Below are 25358 nucleotides of genomic sequence, written 5' to 3'. Positions count from 1 at the left end.
CAAACCTACTTCTGCCCTCCCTGCCGTTCTTGGGGAAAGGGGACGGTAGGGAATACCGGCAGTTGATACGCCGATACTTCCAGAAAGGAACGGATTTCAGGAAATTCGGCAGGCAACAAATTAAGGCGGTCGAAGATGCCCCCAACCGCCGCCGGGGAAAAATGCCGGATTATGATTCTCCGGTTAATTTGTTTCTGAAAGCGGTACAATCGGGAACAGCCAAGTGTTGCATTTGAAATGCGGACTCAAGGCCGTCTGAAAAGCATGTTTCAGACGGCCTTGATGGTTTTACCGCAACGATCCATATACAGAAACTGAATATGCCGTTCATGCTGGTTGAGAATGTCGGTAATAACCCTGCTCTGGTCAAAGCGCCGGTGAGGATGGTGAGATGTTCGCGCTGTTTGCCCATGTCGAGATAGCCGCTTACCGGTTTGACGTAAGACGGGTTGAGGCCGTCTGAAACGGTTCAACCGCCGCTGTGGCCGCGGTCGCGGTCGAGCGTTTCAATGCAGTCGCGCATCCATTGCCATGCCAGCGCTTGCTGGTCGCCATAGGCATCCCACAGTGCGTCTTCACTTAATACGCTGTATTCTCCTTGCGTGGTTAAGTCAGGTTGCCAGCCTTGTTCTTTGGCTTCCAAACAAGCGAGGTATTCTCCGCCGAAGTAAAACGCCGCCAGCTCGCGCATTATTGCATCGCCACGCTGCCAATCTCGGCGTGCGGCTTTTAGCTTGGGTAAAAGTTCTGTCCATTCGCGGTAAAGGGCTTGGATTTCAGCAAGCTGCTGTTGGGTCAGGGGGCTCATTTTTTTTCCTTATGAAATATAAAATTTTTGGATCAAACGGTTTTCAGACGGCCTTAAAACACCGATTGAAACTTACCCAAATCCACCAAAACCGATTTGGTTTGGGTGTAGTGCATTAAAGTTTGAATGCTGTTTTCACGGCCGATTCCCGATTGTTTGCAGCCGTACACCGGCATTTTCGCCGGGAAGCGGTGGGCGCATTTGATGTCGTCGGATACCACGCCTGCAGCCAAGCCGTAACCGGTGTTGTTGGCTCGTTCGACGGCTTCGTTTTCATAGGTAAGAATGCCCACCATGGGGCTGAAAATTTCATCATGGCAGATGGCCGTGTTGTCGGTGCCGTCGGTGAATACGGTCGGGGCAACGAAGGTCCCGCAGGCCAAGCTGTCATCATTCAGATGGCCGCCACCGGTTAACATCGTTGCACCTTCCTGCTTACCGCGTTCGATGTAATCCAACACTTTTTCCACGTGCGGGAAGCTGGCCAATGGGCCGAAATTGGTGGCTTCATCAAGCGGGTCGCCGATGCGGATACGCTTGATACGCTCGACGATTTTTTGTTCAAACCCGGTTTTCAAGGCTTTGGGTACAAACACGCGCGTACCGTTGGTGCAGACTTGGCCGGAGCTGTAGAAATTCACCATCATGGCAATGTCGGCGGCGGTGTCCAAATCGGTATCGCTGCAGATAATCAGCGGTGATTTGCCGCCCAATTCCATGGTCACGTCTTTCAGGCTGCTTCCGGCGGCTTGCGCCATCACTTTTTTGCCGGTCGGCACCCCGCCGGTAAAGGAAATTTTGGCAATTTGCGGATGACTGCCCAATGCCACGCCGACACGTCCGCCGCCTTGCACCACATTAAAAACACCTCATCGGGCAGACCGGCTTCGGTGAAAATTTCCGCCAGCTTGATGGCGCCGGTGGGCGTGGTTTCACCCGGTTTGAACACCATCGCATTGCCCGCTGCCAAAGCAGGTGCGGCTTTCCACATGGCGATTTGAATCGGGTAATTCCACGCGCCGATGCCGCCGACCACGCCCAACGGCTCTTGGCGCGTGTAGGCAAAGGCATTGTCGCGCAACGGAACCTGGCGGCCTTCGATGGCTTGCGCCAAACCGGCACAATATTCAATCACATCGGCACCGGTCACCACATCGACATACAGCGTTTCCGACAAAGGCTTGCCGGTATCCAGCGTTTGGATGCGGGCGGGTTCGTCATTGCGTGTGCGCAAAACCTTCACTGCTTTAAGCAGAATAAGGCTGCGTGCTACCGCCGTCAACGCTCCCTATATTTTCCGGCCTTCGATGCGATAGCTGTCTGAACCGCACGTTCGATTTCGGCTCCACCTCTTTCCTGTTCCCGGGCAAGGATTTCATCGTTGACCGGATTGATGTTGTCGAATGTGCCGGTATTCGGGTTGGGCACGATGTGGTCGCCGTTGATGTAGGCGGTAAGCGTGTGCATGGTAAACGCTTTTATAATAACCGCTTTTGATTTTGGTACAAATTCCCGACTGTTTCTTTACCATAACATAATTTGAACATTATTCAAAATCCGCATGAAACCCGATTGCTGCTTGAAAAGTTTTCATATGAGACGGTTTTTCGGTTGGAAGTGAACGGTTTTTCAGACGGCCTGATTGCGTTTAAATTCTTACGGAATGTTGATTTTCGGTTAGAATCGGGAAGTCTGAATTTTATGTTTCAGACGGCCTTAGATCGAGCATAAAAGGCCGTCTGAAAACAAATAAACCATCAAGCGAGAATATTATGAGCCAATACGTTTATTCCATGCTGCGTGTGAGCAAGGTTGTGCCGCCGCAGAAAACCGTCATCAAAGACATTTCATTGTCGTTCTTCCCCGGCGCGAAAATCGGCCTGCTCGGTTTGAACGGCGCGGGCAAATCCACCGTGTTGCGGATTATGGCCGGAGTCGATAAAGAATTCGAAGGCGAAGCCGTGCCGATGAGCGGCATTAAAATCGGCTACCTGCCGCAAGAGCCGGAATTGGATCCTGAAAAAACCGTGCGCGAAGAAGTGGAAAGCGGTTTGGGCGAAGTGGCCGCCGCTCAAAAACGCTTGGAAGAAGTGTATGCCGAATACGCCAATCCCGATGCAGATTTCGATGCGCTGGCAGAAGAACAAGGCCGCTTGGAAGCGATTATCGCCGCAGGTTCTTCCACCGGCGGCGGTGCGGAACACGAATTGGAAATCGCCGCCGACGCGCTGCGCCTGCCGGATTGGGATACCAAAATCGGCGTGTTGTCCGGCGGTGAAAAACGCCGCGTGGCTTTGTGCAAGCTGCTGTTGAGCAAACCGGATATGCTGCTCTTAGACGAGCCGACCAACCACTTGGATGCGGAATCGGTGGAGTGGCTGGAGCAATTCCTGGTGCGCTTCCCCGGCACGGTGGTGGCGGTAACGCACGACCGCTATTTCCTCGACAATGCCGCCGAATGGATTCTCGAGCTCGACCGCGGTCACGGCATTCCGTGGAAAGGCAATTACACTTCATGGCTGGAGCAAAAAGAGCAGCGCTTGGAAAACGAAGCCAAATCCGAAGCCGCGCGTATCAAAGCCATGAAGCAGGAATTGGAATGGGTGCGCCAAAACGCCAAAGGCCGCCAGGCCAAATCCAAAGCACGCTTGGCGCGTTTTGAAGAGATGAGCAACTACGAATACCAAAAACGCAATGAAACGCAGGAAATTTTTATCCCCGTGGCCGAGCGTTTGGGTAACGAAGTGATTGAGTTTACCAACGTGAGCAAATCGTTTGGCGACAAGGTATTGATTGACGACTTGAGCTTCAAAGTGCCTGCCGGTGCGATTGTCGGCATTATCGGCCCGAATGGCGCGGGTAAATCGACCCTGTTTAAGCTGATTTCCGGCAAAGAACAGCCCGATTCCGGCGAAGTGAAAATCGGCCAAACCGTGAAAATGTCGCTGATCGATCAAAGCCGCGAAGGTTTGAAAAACGACAAAACCGTGTTCGACAACATCGCCGAAGGCCGCGATATTTTGCAGGTCGGCCAGTTTGAAATCCCCGCCCGCGCGTATTTAGGCCGCTTCAATTTCAAAGGCAGCGACCAGAGCAAAATCGCCGGTAACTTGTCAGGCGGCGAACGCGGCCGTCTGCACTTGGCCAAAACCCTGCTGGCGGGCGGCAACGTGTTGCTGCTGGACGAACCGTCTAACGACTTGGACGTAGAAACCCTGCGCGCGCTGGAAGACGCGCTGCTGGAATTTGCCGGCAGCGTGATGGTGATTTCACACGACCGCTGGTTCTTAGACCGTATCGCCACGCATATTCTGGCCGCAGAAGGCGACTCGAAATGGGTGTTCTTCGACGGTAACTATCAGGAATACGAAGCCGATAAAAAACGCCGTTTGGGTGAGGAAGGCGCGAAACCGAAACGGATTAAGTATAAGCCGGTAACACGTTGATAATGAAATAAAATCAATATAAACAACAGGCCGTCTGAATATTCAGACGGCCTGTTATGCCATTGATCAAACCGAGAACAAACCCTTTCTGAGCGTGATAAAGGCACGGCTTTTGAAAATCTGATTATCCGTTATTTCCAAAACGAGCCTTACTACCGCAGCCAAAGGGAATCAAGTTATCAGCGTAACGAGTCGAGGCGCAACTAAAGAGTTTTCAGCCTTGATAACGGATGAACTCCCTGATTTGGAAATGGTTTCCAAAGGCCAATGTTTCCCGATGGATTTGTATGACGAGCAAGCTGCTGCCGATGCTGCATCAGCAGTCATCGGCAGCAGCGAACAGCAGCGTAGGGAATCTGGCAATTTGTCTGACGGTAACGGGCAGCAAGGGTTTCTCGGTACTGATGACCGATACCTTGCCGGATTATCACTTGATGGGAGATACACAATGCTTCCCGATGTTCCTCTACGAAACGGAGGAAGCATAATGAACCAGCCGCAACACGATTTGTTCGCCGACGGCAATGCCGTGCCGTCTGAAACCGCCGCACCGAAAAAACTGGTCAAACGCAGCGCGATTACCGATGATGCGTTGGCGCATTTCCAAGAGCCGTATCAGGAGCGTATCGGCAAAGAAGATATTTTCTACTATATCTACGGCCTGTTGCATTCCGAGCAATACCGCGAACGTTATGCCGACAATTTGAGCAAACAGCTGCCGCGCATTCCGCGCATGAAGCATTACCGCGATTTCGCCGCGTTCAGTCAGGCCGGCCGCGATTTGGCCGCTTTGCACCTGCGTTACGAGCAAGTGGCGATGTATCAGGGCGTGAAATTATCCGGCAGCCTGAAAGGCTTGAAGCTGACCGAACAGCAGATTATCGGCGGCGCAGACGACGATTTCTGCGTGGTGAAAATGAAGTTTGCCAAAAAAGACGACAAAACCAAGGTCATCTACAACGGCAAAATTACCGTCGAAAACATTCCCGAAGCTGCCTACGACTATATCGTCAACGGCAAATCCTCGCTGGAATGGGTGATGGAGCGCCAAGCCGTGACCACCGACAAAAAATCGGGTATCACCAACGATGCCAACGATTGGGCGCGGGATAGCATGAACAACCCGCGCTACCCGCTCGAGCTTTTCCTGCGTGTTATCACTGTGAGCTTGGAAACGCAGAAAATCGTTGGCAGTTTGCCGGATTTGGATATTTTATAAATACTCGGTTTGCTAACCAGCTCAGGCCGTCTGAAAAAATAGTTTTTCAGACGGCCTTTTCCTTTAAAATAATGCTTAGGCATATTCACCACAACGGGGCAGCATGAAAAATAAATCAATCAGATATCCGGCCAAGCCAGATTTGCAGGCGGGGTTTAATGAGGTTTTGGCGGCGTATCGGCGGCAGGACTTTCAGACGGCCTTGGACAAGGCGCAGGGGTTGTTGGCGTTTTATCCGCAACAGGATGCCGTTTTGAATATGGCGGGCGTGATTTTGGCGCAATCAAACCGTGAAGAAGAAGCGGTAGCGGTGTGGCAGAAAATTCCGGAAGCGAAGAAAAGCCATTCGGTATTGAGCAATCTGGGCAATGCCTGCCGCCGTCTGAAAAAATGGGATTTGGCGGAGCAATATTTGCGTCGGGCTTTGAAATTGAAACCGGATCATGCCGATGCACATTGGAATTTGGTGCTGGCGCTCAATGATGCAGGGCGCAATACGGAAGGTTTGCAGGCGGTAAAAGCATTTTTGGCGTTGAAACCGGATGATGCGAATGGTTTGGAGTATGCGGCGATGCTGGCGTTTAATGCACAGAATTTTGATGAAGCCGATACGTTTCAGACGGCCTTGTTGGCACAGCAGCCTGAGCGTGCGGATGTGTGGTTGGGTAATGCGTGGGCGAGACGCCGTCTGAAACGTTATGCGCCGGCTGAGATGAGTTACCGTAAGGCATTGGCGCTTGACGGGCAAAATTATGATGCTTGGTACGGTTTGGCGAAAATGCTGCATTTCCAGCAGAAATATGAAGAGGCGTGCGAAGCCTTGGTGCGGGCGGTGGCGTTGCGGCCGGACAGTATTGAAGCGCAAAGCGATTTGGCTTTGAACCGCCTGTATATTTTGGGGCAGGCAAAGCAGGGTGCGGAGGAGGGTTTCCGTTTGGGCGATTTGTATGCGGCGCAGGCGGGAAATGTGCGCGTGCATGAGGTCAAACCCAAAGAAAGGCTGCATATCGGGCTGGTATCGTCGGATTTGCGCCATCATCCGGTGGGCATGTTTGCGCAGGGCTTGTTGTGTTCCGAAGCAGCCAAGCAGTTTGATTGGACGGCCTATGCCAACTCGCCGATTTTTGATGAATTGAGCGAAACCATCCGTCCGACCTTTCAGGCGTGGCATAAGATTGATGATTGGCCGGATGAGCAGGTGCTGGCGCAAATCGCTTCAGACGGCATTGATATTCTGATTGATTTAAACGGCCATACCGCCGGCCATCGAATGGGCGTGTTTGCCGCACAAGCGGCGCCGGTGCAGGCGGCTTGGTTGGGTTATTTTGCCACCACAGGCTTGCCGACCATGCAGGCCTTGATTGCCGACGGCTATTGCGTGCCCGAAGGCGAAGAAAAGCTCTACCGCGAAAAGGTATACCGCCTGCCGCATACGCGCCTGAATATGTGTGTGCCGCCAATTGGGATAGACGTAAACGGGTTGCCTGCTTTGAATCATGGCTACATTACTTTCGGCTGTTTCCAAAATCTGACCAAGCTGAATCATAATGTGTTGAAAACATGGGCGGCGGTAGCGAAGAAATTCCCGACAGCGCATTGGCGTTTTCAGACGGCGCGTTTAACGGCAGGCAGCAGCGAACAAATCACGTTCAGGCAAAAATTATTGGATTTGGGCTTTTCAGACGGCGTATTGCATTTTCACGGTATGGGCGGCTATGAAGACTATTTCGCCGCGTATCATGAAGTCGATATTGTGTTGGATACGTTTCCGTTTACGGGCGGCACGACCACGGCGGATGCTTTATGGATGGGTGTGCCGACGCTGACTCTGACCTTGGAAGGGATGTTGTCGCGCCAAGGACAGCAGCTTTTGTCGGTGGCAGGTTTGCCAGATTGGGTGTGTACGCGCCTTGATGAGTATTTGATGAAAGCATTTTACTGGGCAGATTCGGCGCATTGGCCGGAGCTGAATGCCTTGCGCCTGAGTTTGCGCAGGCAGGCATTGCAGAGTCCGCTTTATGATGCGGAACGCTTTGCCCGCGATTGGTGCTGGACCGTGAAAACAATATGGCAGGATGCGTGTCAAAATAAATAAATTATAAATTAAAGATAAAAAAGGCCGTCTGAAACGTTTCAGACGGCCTTTAATGTGTGTTTTAACGGAGTTTTGTTGTGAATCGTAAAAAGAAAAATTAAACCGTTTTTTTGCGCAATGAAGGATGGTTTTGCAAATTATCTAAAATAATGTCAATCATGCGCGGGGCAACGAAGTGTAGCTCGAAATTGTGCGGCGCAGCCAGCCATTGTTGAATCAGGCCGTCGACGCTGCATTTGACGAATATGGTGGCAAATTCAATGTCCAGATTTTCATCTAAAGCGTGCTGCCCAATACATTCTACCAAAATCATATTGAGTTTGTAGTTCCACAAGGTTTGGTATTTGGCAACCAGAGAAATGATGGCTTCATTTTGCTCAGTGTGTTCGCATTTGAGAAACAGAATACTGTAAAACTTATTATGCAGGCTGTTGTTTTCCAAGCGCTCGAAAAACTTCATCAAGGTCAGGCGGAAATTGAGCCAGCTGTCTTTGTTTGAATTTTCCAAATCCTGCACCAAACAATTTTCGATGTCGTCTGAAATGCGTTGGAATAAGCCGTCGAACAAATCTTCTTTGTTTTTGAAATGCCAATATAACGCACCACGGGTCACGCCGGCGGCTTGGGCGATTTCATTGAGTGAAGTGCGGGCAACCCCTTTTTTGTAAAATGTTTCCAAAGCAGCCAGCATTAAATGCTCTTTGGTCTTTAAAGCTTCGATTTTGGTTTTTCTCATTTTCGGTTCAAATCTTTATGTAAAATACCCGGCATATTATAAAAAACAATTCCATAACATGCAAGAATGTATGTATAATAGCAACCGTAATCACAGTCTATATCAATATCTTAGTGAAATCGATTGATTTTCCCTTGCCTGCCTTGCCGGTTTAAACGCGTAAGCAGGCAGTCAGTATTTGCGGGCTGTGTGTAATAAATTTACAGAGACAATCAAGAGATAGGAAAAGTGATGAATCTTCATGCTTCTCAAATGCTGCGTGTGGCAGCAATTGCCGCTGCAACTGCCTTGGCTTTGTCGGCCTGCGGAAAAGGCGGTGACGCGCAGCAACAAGGCGGTCAAAATGCCCAAGCACAACAAGAAGCCCGTGCGCCTGAAGTGGGTGTAGTAACGGTGTACCCACAAACGGTTTCGTTGACCACGGAATTACCGGGCCGTTTGGAATCCATCCGCACCGCGCAAGTGCGCGCGCAAGTGGGTGGTATTATTGAGAAACGTTTGTTCCAAGAGGGCAGCTATGTCCGCGCCGGGCAGCCGTTGTATCAAATCGACAGCGCCACCTACGAAGCAGGCTTGGAAAGCGCACGTGCGCAATTGGCGACTGCTGAAGCCGCGTTGGCCAAAGCCAATGCCGACTTGGCACGCTACAAACCGTTGGTGGAAGCTGATGCTATCAGCCGCCAAGAATACGATGCGGCCATTACTGCCAAACGCTCGGCAGAAGCCAATGTCAAAGCGGCTCGGGCTTCGATTAAATCAGCCGACATTAATGTACGCCGCAGCCGCATTACCGCGCCGATTTCAGGTTTTATCGGTCAGTCTAATGTTTCTGAAGGTACTTTGGTGAGTGCGGGCGATACCACTGTATTGGCTACCATTCAACAAACCAATCCGATGTATGTGAATGTGACCCAATCGGCCACCGACATCATGAAGCTGCGTCAAGACATTGCTGAAGGTAAATTGCAAACCGTCAACGGCGGCATTCAAGTCGGCATTAAATTTGAAAACGGTACCATGTACAACCAGACAGGCCGTTTGTTGTTTGCCGATCCGACGGTGAACGAATCTACCGGTCAAGTGACCCTGCGTGCAGCGATTCCGAATGAAAACAATATCCTGCTGCCGGGACTGTATGTACGCGTGCTGATGAATCAGGCTGATGTAGCCAATGCATTTGTCGTGCCGCAACAAGCCGTCACCCGTGGCGACAAAGACACTGTGGTGATTGTCAACGCCCAAGGCGCCATGGAGCCGCGCGTGGTGACTGTCGCGCAACAACAAGGTGCATACTGGATTATCACTGAAGGTTTAAATGAAGGCGATAAAGTGGTTGTCGACGGCACGATGATTGCCGGTATGACCGGTGCGAAAAAGGTGACACCGAAAGAATGGACGCCGCCTGCCGGAGCCGGTCGGGCGCAACAGGCTTCACAAGCTCAGGCTGCTTCAGAGCCGCAAGCCGCTTCTGCGCCTGCGCCGGCAGCACAACCGAAAGAAACCGCTGCTGCTTCTGAAGCCAAGAAGTAAGGATCTGCTAAATGTCTAAGTTTTTTATTGACCGCCCCATTTTTGCATGGGTCATTGCGATTTTTATCATTGCAGCGGGTATTCTCGGCATTCAAAATCTGCCGATTTCGCAATATCCGTCTGTAGGCGCGCCGACCATTTCCATGACCGCCACTTATCCGGGTGCTTCCGCTCAGGTGATGGAAGACAGCGTGTTGGCTGTGATTGAACGTAATATGTATGGCGTCGAAGGGCTGGATTACATGACGACTTCGGCCGACTCGAGCGGCATAGGTACGGTAAGCCTGACCTTTACACCGGAAACCGACGAAGATTTGGCGCAGGTCGATGTGCAGAACAAACTATCGGAAGTATTGTCCACGCTGCCTTCAACCGTACAGCAATACGGTGTGACGGTATCGAAAGCCCAATCCAATTTCCTGATGGTGGTGATGCTGTCGTCTGAAGTACAGTCTGTCGAAGAGATGAACGACTATGCCCAGCGCAACATTGTGCCTGAATTGCAACGTATCGACGGTGTCGGCCAAGTGCGTTTGTTCGGTGCGCAGCGCGCCATGCGGATTTGGGTTGATCCGGGCAAACTGCAAAACTATAACTTGTCTTTTGCCGATATTTCCAGCGCATTGCAGACACAGAATATCCAAATTTCTGCCGGTTCGATTGGTGCTTTACCTGCCGTGCAAGGCCAAACCATGACGGCAACGGTGACCGCGCAAGGCCAATTGGGTACGGCTGAAGAATTCGGCAATATTATTTTGCGTTCCGACACCACCGGTGCCAACGTTTATCTGAAAGACGTGGCCAAGGTGGACTTGGGTATGCAGGATTACTCGACTTCCACCCGTTTGAACGGCACACCGACCACCGGTATGGCGGTGATGCTGTCTAACAGCGGTAATGCGATGGCTACGGCCGTGGCCGTGAAAGCGCGTATGGAGACACTGCAACGCTTCTTTCCGGAAGGCATGAGTTGGAATGCGCCTTACGATACATCGACTTTCGTTGAATTATCAATTGAAAAAGTTATTCATACCCTACTGGAAGCGATTGTGCTGGTGTTCTTGGTGATGTATTTGTTCCTGCAAAACATCCGCTATACGCTGATTCCGACTATTGTGGTGCCAATTTCGCTGTTGGGTGCGTTTGCCTTTATTTCCTATATGGGCATGTCGATTAACGTATTGACCATGTTTGCGATGGTGTTGGTAATCGGTATTGTGGTCGATGACGCGATTGTGGTCGTGGAAAACGTCGAGCGTATTATGGCGACGGAAGGCCTGCTGCCTAAACACGCCACCAAAAAAGCGATGAGACAGATTACCGGTGCGGTAATCGGTATTACCGCGGTATTGATTTCGGTGTTTGTCCCGTTGGCTATGTTCAGTGGCGCGACCGGCAACATTTACCGTCAGTTTGCTATTACCATGGCGGCGGCGATTGCGTTCTCGGCATTCTTGGCTTTGACCCTGACGCCGGCTTTGTGCGCCACCATGCTGAAACCGATTCCGAAAGGCCATCACGAAGAGAAAAAAGGTTTCTTCGGTTGGTTCAACCGCAAATTTGATGCCGGTACGCACCGCTATACCGGCGTGGTGGGTAAGGTATTGCGTAAAGCAGGCCGTATGATGATTATTTATGTCTTGCTGGCAGCAGTGGGGGTGTTTTTCTTTACCCGTCTGCCGACATCGTTCCTGCCGTCTGAAGACCAAGGCACGATTATGTTGAATGTCCAATTGCCTGCCGGTGCGACCAAAGAGCGTACCGATGTGACTTTGGCGCATGTAAACCAATTGGCCAAATCCATGCCTGAAGTAAAAGATATAATCGCCATCTCCGGTTTCAGTTTCTCCGGTTCGGGTCAAAATATGGCGATGGGCTTTATTATTCTGCAAGATTGGGCAGAACGTTCCGATCCCGGCAGTAGTGCCGCGGCAGTTGCCGGCAAATTGACGGGTGCCATGATGGGGACCATCAAAGACGGTTTCGGTTTGGCAATTGTGCCGCCGGCCATTATGGAATTGGGTACCGGCTCCGGTTTGACCCTTTATCTGCAAGACCGCAACAGTTCGGGTCACGAAGCATTGTTGGCCAAACGTAACGAATTGTTGCAAAAAATGCGTCAGAGTCCGATTTTTGATGCCAGCACTGTTCGTGCCAATGGTTTGGAAGATGCGCCACAACTGAAAATTGACATTAACCGTCAGGCTGCGGCAGCCCAAGGCATCAGCTTTGCCGGCATTCAAAACCTGTTGTCTAATTCGTTGGGTTCGTCTTACGTGAACGACTTCCCGAATAAAGGCCGTCTGCAACGCGTGATGGTACAAGCTGATGCTTCTGCCCGTATGCAACCTGCTGATATTCTGAACATGACCGTGGTGAACAATTCCGGTGCGGCTGTGCCTCTCTCCAGCATTGCCACTGTTTCTTGGCAAACAGGTATGGAACAAAGCGTGCGCTTCAACGGCTATCCGGCCATGGAAGTGACCGGTACACCGGCGGGCGGCTATTCTTCAGGTGATGCCATGGCTGCTGTGCAGCAAATGGTGGACGAAATGGAAGGCGGTTACAGCTTGGAATGGGGCGGCCAGTCCCGCGAGGAAGCGAAAGGCGGTTCGCAAACCATGATGCTGTATGCATTCTCGATTGCGGCGGTATTCCTAGTATTGGCTGCGTTGTATGAAAGCTGGTCTATTCCGTTGGCCGTGATTTTGGTGATGCCGTTGGGCTTGGTGGGCGCCGCTTTGGGTACGACAGGCCGTAATTTGTTTGAAGGTTTGTTCGGTGCGCCGCCGGCTTATCTCAACGACATTTACTTCCAAGTCGGTTTAGTGACCGTGATGGGTTTGAGTGCGAAAAATGCGATTTTGATTATTGAGTTTGCGAAAGACTTGCAGGCTCAAGGCAAGAACGCATTGGATGCCGCGCTGGAAGCCGCACGTCTGCGTTTCCGTCCGATTCTGATGACGTCGTTTGCGTTCATTCTGGGGGTGGTTCCGCTGTATATTGCCAGCGGTGCCAGTTCGGCCAGCCAGCGCGCCATCGGTACCACTGTATTTTGGGGTATGTTGGTCGGTACGATTCTGTCGGTGTTATTAGTGCCGCTGTTTTATGTGGTAGTGCGTAAGTTCTTTAAAGAAACCACACATGAACATGAAATTGCCGTTCAACAGGCTGCTGCTGCGGGTATGTTGACTGGCGAAACCACACAATCTGACGTTGATAAGCACTAATCAAAGCTAACAGGCCGTCTGAAAAAGACTTCATTTTTTTCAGACGGCCTTAGGGATTTATTATGAAAAATACAACCATCAAACCGGTGTTGGGTGCGGTTGCCGCTGCGGTGCTGCTGTCGGCCTGTTCGCTGATACCGAAATACGAGCAGCCGACTGTAGCCGTTGCCGATACCTTTAAATACGACACTGCCGGGCCGGGTATTCAGGCCGCTTCATTGGGCTGGCAGGATTATTTCGCCGACCCGCGCCTGCACCGTTTAATCGAAATCGCACTGGAACGCAACACCGACTTGCGCCAAGCCGTGTTGAATGCGGAAATCTACCGAAAACAATACTTGATTGCACGTAATGATTTGTTACCAAGTTTCAACGGCAGCGGCAGCGCGACCCGTTCGCGTACCGCCCGTGACATGAGCGGTACCGGTTCGGCATACGTTCGCGAAGCTTATACCGTGGGCTTGGGCGTGGCTGCTTACGAAATCGATTTATTCGGCCGTGTGCGCAGCACCGGCGAAGCCGCTTTGCAAGGTTATTTCAACAGCGCTGCCACCCGCGATGCCACGCACCTGACTTTGGTCTCCAGTATTGCCAAAGCCTACTTCAACGAACGCTACGCCGAAGAGTCTATGGTCTTGGCACAACGCGTGTTGAAAACCCGTGAGGTGACCTACGATTTGTCGAAACTGCGCCATCGAGCCGGTGTGATTTCCGCTGTCGATTTACGCCAACAAGAAGCCTTGATTGAGTCTGCAAAAGCCGATTACGCTTCTGCTGTACAAGCCCGCGAACAGGCGCGCAATGCGCTTGCCTTGTTGATTAACCAGCCTTTGCCGGAAGATTTGCCGAAAGGCTTGTCATTAAGCCGCCAGTTCAAAATCGATCATTTGCCGGCCGGCTTGAGCTCGGAAGTGTTGCTGAACCGTCCTGACGTACGCGCGGCAGAATTTGCGCTGAAACAAGCCAACGCCAATATCGGCGCGGCGCGTGCAGCATTTTACCCGCGCATCAGCCTGACCGGTTCTTTAGGCACCGGCTCAACCGAACTGGACGGCTTGTTCAAAGGGCCTAACCGGATGTGGTCGTTCGGCCCGTCCATCAGCATCCCGATTTTCAACTGGGGCAGCAACAAAGCCAATCTTGACGTGGCGAAGTTGCGCCAACAAGCCCAAGTGGTCGCATATGAAAATGCCGTACAATCCGCATTTCAAGACGTCTCCAATGCCTTGGTGGCACGTAGCCAGCTTGATCGGCGTTACGCCGCGTTAATCAAACAAAGCCGCTCATACGGCGACTACCTGCGCTTGGTGAATCTGCGCTACAAACACGGCGTATCCAATGCTTTGGACTTACTCGATGCCGAACGCAGCAGTTACAGCGCGGATACGCAAGTATTGGCAACCCAGCTGACCCGCTTGGAAAATCTGGCTGATTTGTACAAAGTATTGGGTGGCGGTTTGAAACGCTTTACCAATGATCCGGTTGACACAACCAATTAAGATTCGAATAATCAATAAAGGCTGTCTGAAAAATAATCTTGTTTTTCAGACGGCCTTTATTGAGCTTTAGATCGTAAAAGGATTGAATATGAAATTGGGTGTGCAGAAGCATCAAGTAAAGATAGTGTCACTTTGCTGCTACAGTTATTTTTTCTTCTATGACATGAAGATTAGTTTGAACAATAAGCGTTAGCAGACTGTTGAGATTTCTTTTTGTGGCCACAACTAAATAAAAATCATTATCTTAAATGTTCTTGAATTCTCAGTACGAAGTATATAGAAGTATATATCAGCATATTTTTGGATCATCATGATTCAAAAGCATTCAAATTTAATTATTATGTTGTTACCATATAGATGTTGTTACCATATAGAATTAGTAATCATTATTATTTCTGGCAATTTTGGTAAAATACTGCTAAAATTCTTCCCAATTAGCAACACGCGTTCAGTAAAGTGAATTCAAATACAAACAGTGGTTTTTTTTGTTGTTTAATGTCAATTCAATAAAGAATTTATCAAATATAGCTTTATCAAGGAGATAATTAATGAAAGATTTTAAGAAGTTACCATTGGCTTCAGCGGTAATGTGTGCATTGGTTGCGTTGCCCGTGTTTGCTGAATCCGAAGTACAGAATACAGCTGATTTGAATACAGTGCTGGTAACTGGTGACCGTCAGGGTACTAAGGTTAAAACCAATGTGGTCAACACCAAAGAAAAAGATGAAAGCGTAGAGACCGATCTGCGTGGTTTGTTTAAAGATGAGCCGGCGATTAATATAGGGGCGGGTAACGGTACGACACAGTATCTTTATATTCGCGGCATGGGTCAGAACTCAGTAGATGTGAAAGTGGACAACGTCTATTCGGACAGCCAAATCCACTATCACCAAGGCCGCCATATGTTGGATCCTGCGTTGGTGAAAATTGTTTCTGTGCAAAAAGGTGCGGGTAGTGCATCTGCTGGTATCGGTCAAACCAACGGTGCGGTGATTGCTAAAACTTTGGATGCGGACGATTTGTTGAAAAACAGTAGCAACCCTAATTTTGGTGCACGCATTACTGCCGGTTACAACAGTAATGACGGCCACAACTATGGTGCCGCTTTGTTTGGCAAGGCAGGTTCGTTTGATTACCTGGTTGCGGGTAACCGTGTCAATGAAGATGAATATAAAGGTGGCAAAAATTATGCCAACGGTTACAATGGTTCAGACCGCGTGCCGTACAGCAAATTGGATAAAACTGGCTACTTGGGCAAAATCGGCCTCAATATCAATGAGAACCACCGTGTCGCTTTGAGCCATCGTCACGAGCAACATAAAGGTGAGCGATTGGTTCGTGAAGAATTTGCAATAGGCGGCCCTCGTTTGTCTTTAGATCGTCAAGCACCGGCTATGCGTAAAATGACGGTTAACCATACCAACTTGGAATGGACAGGCAGAAACTTAGGTTTTGCCCAATCAGCCAATGCGAATATTTACCGTTTGGAGCAAGGTCGCTGGTCTGCAAGTGATATAGGCAATGGTTATGCCGGTGGTGCACGAAATACTGGTGCAACTAAGACTAAACTCGATACTATTGGTGCTAACGTCAACTTTGATTCACATGTACATGATAATGTAATGATGAAATACGGAGTGAACTACCGTAACCAAGAAGTGAAACCACATCAAATTTTCCGAGAAGGTGTGCGCAATCAGAAAAAACAAGATGTCGGTGTATATGGTGAAGCCATTGTTGATATTAACGATGTAACTTTGACTGCAGGCTTGCGCTACGATCATTTCAATTTCAAAGCCATGGATGGCAAGAAAATCAGTGATGGTGCGGTTAACCCAAGCGTAGGTGTGATTTGGCAAGTTATGCCGAGCTTGAGCTTCAGTGCGAGCCACAACTATGCAACCCGTAGCCCGCGTATGCACGATGCGCTGCTGTCTCACGGCGCTCGTGGTGTGGTATCAATTGCTGGCGGTACTAAGGCCGAACAAGCCCGTAACACCGAAATTGGCTTCAACTACAATGACGGTACGTTTGGTTTCGAAGGCAGCTACTTCTGGCAAAATATTAAAGATGCATTGGGTACGAGCACCGGTCGCAACAATCACTTGTGTGATGGCACCAATCTGCAGTGTGCATCAGAAATCATTAATGCCGGCCGCATCAAGAATAAAGGTTACGAATTGGCCGCTTCTTACCGTTATGAAGGGTTAACTGCGCGTTTAGGCGTGGCACATGCTAAACCTCGCTTCTACGGTGAGCGTTTGAGTTCTAATCCGGAATACGCCTCTGCAATTGGCCGTACATGGACTGCTTCTTTGGCTTATCGCTTCAACAAACCAAATTTGGAAGTGGCTGTACACCGTCGTCAAGTTGAGAAAGTTAAACCGGAAGACAACTTCTTTACAAGCAATGCGCAAATTACTGCAGCCAACGGAACCGGTAAAGCTTCTTATAGCGTAACCGATATTTCGGCCAACTGGAAGCCTTTGAACAACGATAAGATGAATGTGAATTTTGCGGTAAACAACATTACCAATAAAAATTACATTCCACACGCTCAGCGCAGTAACCTGCCGGGTGCTGGCCGTGAATACCGTGTTGGTGTGAACTACACTTTCTAAAAGCAGTATGCGAAATGCCCGACATGAGTCGGGCATTTTTTATGAGGTAAATAATTTGTTATGTGAAATTCTTTAACAAGTGCTTAAATTTAACAGGGCTGTATGAAAATCATGTTTTTATATAAACAAATCTTCAGACGGCCTTTTGAAATCTTAGATCAATCTTTTTTGATTAGAAGAAATATCAGCGTTTAACCGCCAAAGCCAGCACACCGGCGGTTACCAAACCTAAGCCTACCCAATCCTGCGTACTCGGGCGTTCGTCCAAAAATGCCACCGCCATCAGCGCAACCAATACCAAACTGAATTTATCGACAGGCGCAACTTGGGAGGCGTTGCCCATTTGCAGGGCTTTGAAATAAGCGAGCCATGATGCGCCGGTAGCAAGGCCGGAGAGAATGAGGAATGTCCAGTTGCGGCCGGTAAAGCTTCCTACCCCCTGCCATTTGCCGGTGTAGGTAAGGAACAACGCCAGCGCGGCGATGATGACGAGGGTGCGGATAAAGGTGGCAAAATCCGAATCGATGCCCTGCAAACCGGCTTTGGCAAAAATGGCGGTGAGTGCTGCAAAAAATGCGGAGGCCAATGCCCAATAAAACCAAGTAGCGCCCATTTGGATTCCTTTTTTAATCATGAATGAAACCGGTTTTTCAGACGGTCTTTTGTAGAAAAGGCCAGCGTTATTCGTACTTTTTGTTTTTTCCCTGAAGCCCGTTTGGGGATTGTTGCGTATTGTCAGGAATGGTGCAAGGGGTGGTAAAGCGGGGCAGTTCCTGATAATAATCGAAAATCCTAAAACAATTATTAAAAGTCCCAATACACCGACTTTCCCCAATACTTTAATATACAGGCCGTCTGAAAGTATGGCAGATGAGAAAAACAGTCTGTTAATTTGAAAAAATGCGGTTCATTCTCAAAAACGTTATAATGCCATGATATACCCAATCCGATCTACTTCAAGGAGAAAACATGAGTTTCCCAACCGATGCAGAAATTGCCCAGGCTGCGGCCATGCAGCCGATTAGCAAGATTGCTGCCAAGCTCGGCATTACCCATGAAAAACTGGAGCCATACGGTCACTACAAAGCCAAAATCAATCCGGCCGAAGCCTTTGCGCTGCCGAAAAAACAAGGCCGTCTGATTTTAGTGACCGCCATCAATCCGACACCGGCAGGCGAAGGCAAGACTACCGTCACTATCGGTTTGGCCGACGCCTTAAACTACATTGGCAAACAGGCCGTGATTGCGCTGCGTGAGCCGTCACTGGGTCCTGTGTTCGGCGTAAAAGGCGGTGCGGCAGGCGGCGGTTATTCGCAGGTACTGCCGATGGAAGACATCAATCTGCACTTTACCGGCGATTTCCACGCCATCGGTGCGGCCAATAACCTGCTGGCAGCCATGTTGGACAACCATATTTACCAAGGCAACGAATTGAACATCGACCCGAAACGTGTTTTATGGCGCCGCGTGGTTGATATGAACGACCGCCAACTGCGTAACATCATTGACGGATTGGGCAAGAGCGTGGACGGCGTGATGCGCCCCGACGGCTTCGACATTACCGTGGCTTCCGAAGTGATGGCCGTATTCTGCTTAGCCAAAGACATCAGTGATTTGAAAACCCGTTTGGGCAATATTCTGGTGGCCTACGCCAAAGACGGCAACCCCGTTTACGCCAAAGATTTGAAAGCGCACGGCGCGATGGCAGCCTTGCTGAAGGACGCGGTTAAACCGAATTTGGTGCAAACCATCGCCGGTACACCGGCATTCGTACACGGCGGTCCGTTTGCCAACATTGCCCATGGCTGTAATACCGTGTTAGCCACCCGTTTGGCGAAACATTTGGGCGATTATGCTGTGACCGAAGCCGGTTTCGGTGCCGATTTGGGTGCGGAAAAATTCTGCGACATCAAATGCCGCTTGGCCGGATTGCAACCTGATGCCGCCGTGGTGGTGGCCACCGTGCGCGCACTGAAATACAACGGCGGTGTAGAACGCGCCAATTTGGGCAGGGAAAACCTTGACGCTTTGGTAAAAGGTTTGCCGAATTTGCTGAAACACATCAGCAACCTGAAAAACGTGTTCGGCCTGCCGGTGGTGGTGGCACTCAACCGCTTCGTGTCCGACACCGATGCCGAATTGAAGCTCATTCAAGACGAATGTGCCAAGCAGGGCGTAGAAGTGTCGTTGGCCGAAGTGTGGGCAAAAGGCAGTAGGGGCGGCGCGGATTTGGCACAAAAAGTGGTGAATGCCATAGAAACCCAGCCGAATAATTTCCAATTCGCCTACGGAACCGACCTGCCGATTAAAGACAAAATCCGTACCATCGCGCAAAAAATCTACGGCGCGGCTGATGTTGAATTCAGTGCGGAAGCCAACGCCGAAATCGCGTCGCTGGAAAAACTCGGCTTGGATAAAATGCCCGTGTGCATGGCAAAAACCCAATATTCTTTGAGTGACAACGCCAAATTATTGGGTAAACCCGAAGGCTTCACTGTCAGTGTACGCGGCATTACCGTTTCCGCCGGCGCAGGGTTTATCGTGGCCTTGTGCGGCAACATGATGAAAATGCCTGGCTTGCCGAAGATACCGGCCGCCGAGAAGATTGATGTCGATGAAAACGGTGTGATTCACGGCTTGTTCTAGTGCGTGTTCTCATTTCATCATGCGGCATCTTTCCGGCATAAAAACCGTCTGCTGCGTCGGACATGTGCGCAAGGTATCCGGCCTTGCCGCACCGGCCGGTTTTATTGGCGCAATGTATAAAAAAACCATTCTCTTTGGGTATCTCCTTGCATATGCGTTTGTCTGCCCGAAAATCAGCGCCGCAGACAAAATGAGAACACGCCCTAAAGCAATGTTTGAATGAATTGAATGCCGGAAAAAGGCCGTCTGAAAGATTCAAATCTTTCAGACGGCCTTTATTCAATCGTATCGTGAAATCCCTTATAATAACGCCAATTCAATATATAAGGCCGTCTGAAATGACCCAAAACGCAAACAATCTCTGCTGGCTCGATATGGAAATGACCGGCCTCTACCCCGAAACCGACAAAATCATTGAGGTGGCGATGATTATTACCGATCAAGATTTGAATGTGCTGGCGCAGTCGGAAGTGTATGCCGTTCATCAAAGCGATGAAGTGTTGAATTCAATGGACGGGTGGAACACCGCCACCCACGGCCGCACAGGATTGACTCAACGCGTACGCGAGTCAAGCTATGCCGAAGCCGAAGTGGAACAGAAACTACTCGATTTTATGGCCAGGTGGATTCCGGAAAAAGCCACGCCGATGTGCGGCAACACCATTCATCAAGACCGTCGTTTTATGGTGAAATACATGCCGCGCTTGGAAGCGTATTTCCATTACCGCAATTTGGACGTTTCCACTTTGAAAGAATTGGCCAAACGCTGGCATCCGGCCGTGGCTAAAGGCGTGGTGAAACGCGGTTCGCATCAGGCATTGGACGATATTTTGGAAAGCATTGAAGAAATGCGTTATTACCGTGCGCATTTTTTAAAGTTGCCTGAGGCCGTCTGAAAAGCGGCAATCTTTTCTGTTTCCTATATTCATGCAGGGCGCCGGAACAGGGTTAGCGCCTTGAAACAGAAAAGGCTTATTTTCCAACCGATTACTTCCGCTTTTTCCGCCTGCCGGGAAAGGGCGGATGGGGAAACGGCAGCGATGGGCTCCCGATACGGAAACAAGGCCGTCTGAAAAACCGCCAATTTTTCAGACGGCCTTTTTCCAGGCTTCCCCATTTTTGCAAAGCTTTCAGCCTTCCCGCTTTTTTCAACAAAATTTGCGTTAAAATTTCGATTATTGTCCCGAAAATACAGAAAACCATGACCTACCAATACCGCCAAACCCTACCCGATACGCCGCTGGATATTGTCGGCGATGTACACGGCGAAATTTCCGCCTTACAAAACCTGCTGCGCCATCTGGGCTATGATTCAGACGGCCGCCATCCCGATGGCCGGAAGCTGGTGTTTGTCGGCGATTTATGCGACCGCGGGCCGGACAGCCCGGCGGTGTTGAAATGGGTGAAGCGTGTGCAGGAGCAGGGCTTGGCTTATGTGGTGCTTGGCAATCATGAGTTGAATCTCTTGGCCGGTGACCGTAAGGACGGCTCAGGCTGGTTTTTTGATTCGCGTGCGGAAAAAGACGCTGCCAACTATGCGCCGTGGCAGCGTGCCGATGAGGCGGAGAAAGCCGGACTGACTGAATGGTTGGCGCAGCAGCCGATTATTTGGGAACGCGCCGACATCCGTATTATCCATGCCGCGTGGCTGCCGGAAATGTTTCCCAAGTTAGATGAAGCACGTGCATATGGTGAAGATTTAGTCACGCAATACCGCCGTTTTGATGAAGAGTTGAAACAGCAGCTTCAGACGGCCCCATGGTATGCCGATTACCGATACGAACAGCAACATTATGCCGCATTGGCTGAAAATCCCGAGCAGGCACCGCCGCCTATGCCGGCGACCGCCCGATATGATTTTGTACGCGGCAAAGCGCATCCGCTGCGCGCCTTAACCAGCGGCGTGGAAAAATTAGTGTCGGAATGGTTTTATGCCGGCGGGCGTTGGCGCGGTACCGGCCGCTGTCCGTGGTGGGATGATTATCAGGAAAATATCCCCGTGGTGATTGGTCATTATTGGCGCACATGGCAGCCGGAGCCGAACACTGTTGCCGCCGGGCGAAAACTGCTGCCCGAACAGCCCACTGCGTGGCACGGTGCGGGAAAGAATGTGTTTTGCGTGGATTTTTCCATCGGCGCCAGTTGGCGTATGCGCAAATTTCCTGAAAAATATTCGTCGCAACAGTTTCGGTTAGCGGCTTTGCGCTGGCCGGAGAAAACACTGGTGTTTGACAATGGGGAAGTGGTGGCGACTGATTAGGGCGTGTCCTCATTTCATCGTGCGGCCTCTTTCCGGCATAAAAACACGCCTACCGCGTTGGAAATGCGCGCAAGGTATCCAACCTTGCTGCGCCTTTTGCTTTTTTGCTCGAAAATGTGCGACGCAGACGAAATGAGAACACACCCCAGACATGGAAAAGAGGGGGACGTGTTGTGTTTTTATGTTACATGTAGGGGGGAGTATCTAGCGCTGATTCATTTAAAAATGAACGCACGAGGCAGGCCGGACACGCCGTATCCGATATTTGCCCGTAAGGCCAAACTTTACCTTGAATTGAAACGGTTTCTTGGCTTTTTTGAGTAAGTGTCGGATTCAAGAATCCGATCTGCCCCGTGTCGTCATGATTCATTTAATCAGCCGTCCCTTTAAAGAAAGGCCGTCTGAAACATTTCGTTTCAGACGGCCTGAGATTTTGCCAAATCCGAGATTTGGTTGGGGATTCAAAACCAAGCAAACGCAAAATGTGCAGCCATATCAAAATACAAGGCCAAAGGCTAAGCGTTTGGGGATGCGTATTCGAAGAAATGTGCCAACGATGGGGATTATCCAAAGGTCCCGATCTGGGACTTTTGTAAAGGCCAACCGGTTTCGGACCATCATTACCGGGACTGATAATCCGGCCGTTCAGTTTGGGTTGTGTTACCCATAATATGTCATCAGATGGTAAGGTGTTGATTCAATATCTGTTTTAAATTCAAAAATCATAATTCTGAATTTTAAAGTCAGGATTATCGGCTCGGAACCCGATAATGACGGATATTGTTTGGTTGGTTCAGCTTGAGCTTTTTACATAGGTTTCTGCCTGATATGTTGCCTGCTTACACATGAAACACCGCCGTCACCGGTGCGTGGTCGCTCGGGCGCTCTTGGCCGCGCGCGACTAAATCGACTTTTACATCTTGCAACACGGCAGACAAGGCAGGGGAAATCAGCAGGTGGTCGATGCGCAAGCCCAAGCCGCGTTGGAACATGGCACCGCGGTAGTCGAACCATGTGTAAAACGCGCCTTCAGGGTGGATTTGGCGCAGACTGTCGGTCAGACCCAAGTCGAGCAGGTTTTGAAACCATTGGCGTTCAATGCTGGAGCAATGGATTTTTTCGTGCCATTTTTCAGGATCGTAGCAGTCGGCATCGGCAGGGGCGATGTTGAAATCGCCGAGCAGCACTAATTTTTCATAACGGGCCAGTTCGTCGCGAACAAATTCGGCTAGTGCGGCAAACCATTGTTCTTTATATTGAAATTTCGGGCTGTCGAGCGCTTCGCCGTTGACGCAGTAAACGTTAATCACGCGCACGCCGTTGATGGTGGCGGCAATCACGCGGCGTTGCGGGTCATCGGGCAGATTGGGCAGGCCGGTGTGGACATCTTGCGGTTCGGTGCGGCTGATAATGGCCACGCCGTTGTAGGTTTTTTGGCCGCTCCAGACGGTGTGCCAGCCCATCATTTGCAAGGCGGCGGCAGGGTATTTGTCTTGGTCGAGCTTGAGCTCTTGCAATACCAAGATATCGGGTTGGTGTTCGGCCAGCCAGTTTTGCACTTGCGGCAGGCGCACGTTAAGGGAATTGACGTTCCAAGTGGCGATTTTCATAGGGAATCCGTGTATGGGTTAACAGGCCGGAACCTTGGCGAAATCCGACAAAAAACTGAAATCTGAGTCCGTCATTTCCGTGCAGGCAGGAATGGCGGATTATCGCGTTACGATAACAACTTGTTTTTGCAAAGGTCTCGGGCCGTCGGAATTTTTGGCCGACAAAACAGCGCAGCCAAGTAACAAACCGAGCTATTTTAGCATTGATTTTAGGTGAGTTTAAGCTTAAGCGGCTTGTTTCAGTTTTTTAAGCGTGTGCAGGATGACGGCGGCTTCATCAGAAATCAGGCGGTATTCGATTACGCGGTGGTAGCGGGTGAATCCGACCAAGCCTTCGGTGCGCAGTTTGGCCAAATGGTTGTAAACGGTGGCGGCGTGTTGGCCGGTGGCGGCGCACAGTTCGCTGACGTTGCAATCGCCTTCCAGCAAGAGAAACAGGATATTCATGCGGTCGGGATGGGCGATGAGTTTTAACAAGGTTGAAAGACGTTGGTTTTCCATAGCTGTGCTCTGTTTGGTGGCGTGGATGCGGCTGAGAAAGGTAAAAAATAGTCATTCTTTTTCCGCTTATTCTGATTTCAAACCGCTTGATTGAGTTTAACATCAAATTTTCGGCTGTCGGTTTGCCTGCTTTAAAAATATTGTCAAGAATTGTTATGATGAAAGCAGGGGGAAAAAGGCCGTCTGAAATGTTTCAAACGGCCTTTGAATGCATAAACATTATCTTCCGGCAAAACCTTGTTTACGTAAAAACGGCAGAATTTCAGGCCGGATTTCGCCTTTGAGCGATTCGGTCATTTGTTCCACCCAATCGGTGTCCATTTTGCTGCGTGCCTGATAATAGGCACGGGTCAGGGTACGGTAATCAGCCAGCACTTTGCCATCAATGGCTTGGTAATGGTTTTCAGACACCATGGCTTCCAGCGGTAGGCGCGGGCGCGGCATCGGGTCTTGCGCGGGGTGGCCGAGTGCCATGCCGAACATCGGTACAACGTGTTTCGGCAGCTTCAAAATTTCAGCAGTGCGGTTGATGTCGTTGCGGATGTAACCGAGATACACACCGCCCAAGCCTAAGGATTCTGCGGCCAGCATGACGTTTTGCGCGATGATGCCGCAATCGACGGCACCGATTAACACCATTTCCGTCCAATCCAGTTGAGATTCAGGCGCGAAAGACTGATGTTTGGCGAAGTCGAAACAGAAAATCAGCAATTCGGCACAGGTGTCAATGCTGCTCAAGGCACGGCCGATGTCGCGGATTTTGCGGCGTACTTCCGGGTCTGTCACGCGGATGATATGAGTGCTTTGAAAAAAGTTGGAAGTCGGGCCTGCTCGGCCGGCGTTTAAAATGGCGGTGAGTTGTTCGTTACTGACGGGTTCGTCGGTGAACTTGCGGATGGAACGGTGCGCCAATGCGGTTTCGATAACGGATTTGCTGGAAAAAGTCATGATTTTCCTTTCTATTTGATTTGATATTATGGGATCGTCTGAAAAAGCAGGCAAGGTAAAAACAAATTTCAGACGGCCTTTAGATTCACCTGCCAAGTGCAGCAACGGTTGAATACGTCCAAGAACCGATTACCCGGCGTACCTAAGCAAGCGTTTTTTTCGGTCGCGTTTTTCCCGGTTGGCAGGTGGGTTTGCCAACCGCCTTTCCT

19 protein-coding genes are annotated in these 25358 nt (G+C 50.2%); 10 read left to right on the top strand and 9 right to left on the bottom strand.

The annotated features are described in order from the left end of the window. Positions 1 to 469: 469 nt before the first annotated feature. From C7N83_RS05905 to C7N83_RS15860, 4 genes are read right to left on the bottom strand one after another with little or no spacing between them, the layout of a single operon-like run. Positions 470 to 808, bottom strand: a complete 339-nt coding sequence (locus tag C7N83_RS05905) for a DUF4298 domain-containing protein (protein WP_106741306.1) — start codon at positions 806 to 808, stop codon at positions 470 to 472. Between the two features lie 53 nt (positions 809 to 861). Continuing rightward, the gene (locus C7N83_RS05900) at positions 862 to 1665 is read right to left on the bottom strand and encodes an aldehyde dehydrogenase family protein (protein ID WP_281256744.1); all 804 of its coding nucleotides are present in this window, start codon (positions 1663 to 1665) and stop codon (positions 862 to 864) included. Next, on the bottom strand, positions 1566 to 2042 hold the full coding sequence (locus C7N83_RS16590; protein ID WP_281256743.1) for an aldehyde dehydrogenase family protein: 477 nt from the start codon (positions 2040 to 2042) through the stop codon (positions 1566 to 1568). Before C7N83_RS16590 ends, C7N83_RS05900 begins: the two co-directional genes overlap by 100 nt. A gap of 44 nt (positions 2043 to 2086) precedes the next feature. Continuing rightward, positions 2087 to 2275, bottom strand: coding sequence for a hypothetical protein (locus C7N83_RS15860; RefSeq protein ID WP_245911146.1), 189 nt, complete (start codon positions 2273 to 2275; stop codon positions 2087 to 2089). A gap of 302 nt (positions 2276 to 2577) precedes the next feature. On the opposite strand from C7N83_RS15860, the gene ettA reads away from it, so the two are divergent. From ettA to C7N83_RS05885, 3 genes are all read left to right on the top strand, one after another. Next, positions 2578 to 4254, top strand: a complete 1677-nt coding sequence (gene ettA / locus C7N83_RS05895; RefSeq protein ID WP_106741304.1) for an energy-dependent translational throttle protein EttA — start codon at positions 2578 to 2580, stop codon at positions 4252 to 4254. 133 nt (positions 4255 to 4387) lie between these two features. Beyond that, a complete protein-coding gene (locus C7N83_RS05890; RefSeq protein WP_170064826.1) occupies positions 4388 to 5473 on the top strand; it encodes a type ISP restriction/modification enzyme in 1086 nt (361 codons plus the stop codon). Positions 5474 to 5576: 103 nt separating this feature from the next. Beyond that, positions 5577 to 7568, top strand: coding sequence for an O-linked N-acetylglucosamine transferase, SPINDLY family protein (locus C7N83_RS05885; RefSeq protein ID WP_106741303.1), 1992 nt, complete (start codon positions 5577 to 5579; stop codon positions 7566 to 7568). 97 nt (positions 7569 to 7665) lie between these two features. Here C7N83_RS05885 and mtrR read toward each other — a convergent pair whose 3' ends face one another. Beyond that, a complete protein-coding gene (gene mtrR / locus C7N83_RS05880; protein ID WP_106741301.1) occupies positions 7666 to 8304 on the bottom strand; it encodes a multidrug efflux system transcriptional repressor MtrR in 639 nt (212 codons plus the stop codon). A 231-nt stretch (positions 8305 to 8535) separates the two neighbouring features. On the opposite strand from mtrR, the gene C7N83_RS05875 reads away from it, so the two are divergent. The 4 genes from C7N83_RS05875 to C7N83_RS05860 all read left to right on the top strand — a co-directional run bounded on the left by C7N83_RS05875 (position 8536) and on the right by C7N83_RS05860 (position 17184). Then, positions 8536 to 9834, top strand: a complete 1299-nt coding sequence (locus C7N83_RS05875) for an efflux RND transporter periplasmic adaptor subunit (RefSeq protein WP_106741300.1) — start codon at positions 8536 to 8538, stop codon at positions 9832 to 9834. Between the two features lie 11 nt (positions 9835 to 9845). Beyond that, positions 9846 to 13064: an efflux RND transporter permease subunit gene (locus C7N83_RS05870; protein WP_106741298.1), complete on the top strand. Its 3219-nt coding sequence runs from the start codon at positions 9846 to 9848 to the stop codon at positions 13062 to 13064. Between the two features lie 62 nt (positions 13065 to 13126). Next, positions 13127 to 14563 carry an efflux transporter outer membrane subunit gene (locus tag C7N83_RS05865; RefSeq protein WP_106741297.1) on the top strand — a complete coding sequence of 479 codons (1437 nt, stop codon included), beginning with the start codon at positions 13127 to 13129 and terminating at the stop codon, positions 14561 to 14563. A 548-nt stretch (positions 14564 to 15111) separates the two neighbouring features. Then, positions 15112 to 17184 carry a TonB-dependent receptor domain-containing protein gene (locus C7N83_RS05860; RefSeq protein WP_106741295.1) on the top strand — a complete coding sequence of 691 codons (2073 nt, stop codon included), beginning with the start codon at positions 15112 to 15114 and terminating at the stop codon, positions 17182 to 17184. Positions 17185 to 17368: 184 nt separating this feature from the next. Here C7N83_RS05860 and C7N83_RS05855 read toward each other — a convergent pair whose 3' ends face one another. Continuing rightward, entirely contained in the window at positions 17369 to 17797 is a 429-nt protein-coding gene (locus C7N83_RS05855; protein WP_106741293.1) for an EamA family transporter, read from the bottom strand. A 356-nt stretch (positions 17798 to 18153) separates the two neighbouring features. Here C7N83_RS05855 and C7N83_RS05850 point away from each other — a divergent pair, with 356 nt between their 5' ends. From C7N83_RS05850 to C7N83_RS05830, 3 genes are all read left to right on the top strand, one after another. Beyond that, positions 18154 to 19830, top strand: coding sequence for a formate--tetrahydrofolate ligase (locus tag C7N83_RS05850; RefSeq protein ID WP_106741292.1), 1677 nt, complete (start codon positions 18154 to 18156; stop codon positions 19828 to 19830). Positions 19831 to 20168: 338 nt separating this feature from the next. Beyond that, the gene (gene orn / locus C7N83_RS05840; protein WP_106741289.1) at positions 20169 to 20726 is read left to right on the top strand and encodes an oligoribonuclease; all 558 of its coding nucleotides are present in this window, start codon (positions 20169 to 20171) and stop codon (positions 20724 to 20726) included. 305 nt (positions 20727 to 21031) lie between these two features. Next, positions 21032 to 22090: a metallophosphoesterase gene (locus tag C7N83_RS05830; protein WP_106741286.1), complete on the top strand. Its 1059-nt coding sequence runs from the start codon at positions 21032 to 21034 to the stop codon at positions 22088 to 22090. 839 nt (positions 22091 to 22929) lie between these two features. On the opposite strand, the gene xth is transcribed toward C7N83_RS05830, so the two are convergent. From xth to nfsA, 3 genes are all read right to left on the bottom strand, one after another. Further along, positions 22930 to 23700, bottom strand: a complete 771-nt coding sequence (gene xth, locus C7N83_RS05820) for an exodeoxyribonuclease III (RefSeq protein WP_106741283.1) — start codon at positions 23698 to 23700, stop codon at positions 22930 to 22932. 225 nt (positions 23701 to 23925) lie between these two features. After that, the gene (locus C7N83_RS05815) at positions 23926 to 24201 is read right to left on the bottom strand and encodes an ArsR/SmtB family transcription factor (protein ID WP_106741282.1); all 276 of its coding nucleotides are present in this window, start codon (positions 24199 to 24201) and stop codon (positions 23926 to 23928) included. 219 nt (positions 24202 to 24420) lie between these two features. Further along, entirely contained in the window at positions 24421 to 25149 is a 729-nt protein-coding gene (gene nfsA, locus C7N83_RS05810) for an oxygen-insensitive NADPH nitroreductase (RefSeq protein ID WP_106741280.1), read from the bottom strand. Positions 25150 to 25358: the final 209 nt, after the last annotated feature.

It is taken from the genome of Neisseria iguanae, assembly GCF_003013245.1.
In the GTDB taxonomy this organism is placed as follows: domain Bacteria; phylum Pseudomonadota; class Gammaproteobacteria; order Burkholderiales; family Neisseriaceae; genus Neisseria; species Neisseria iguanae.
The sequence above is the reverse complement of the archived record's forward strand: the minus strand, read 5'-3'. Positions and strand labels throughout refer to the sequence as shown.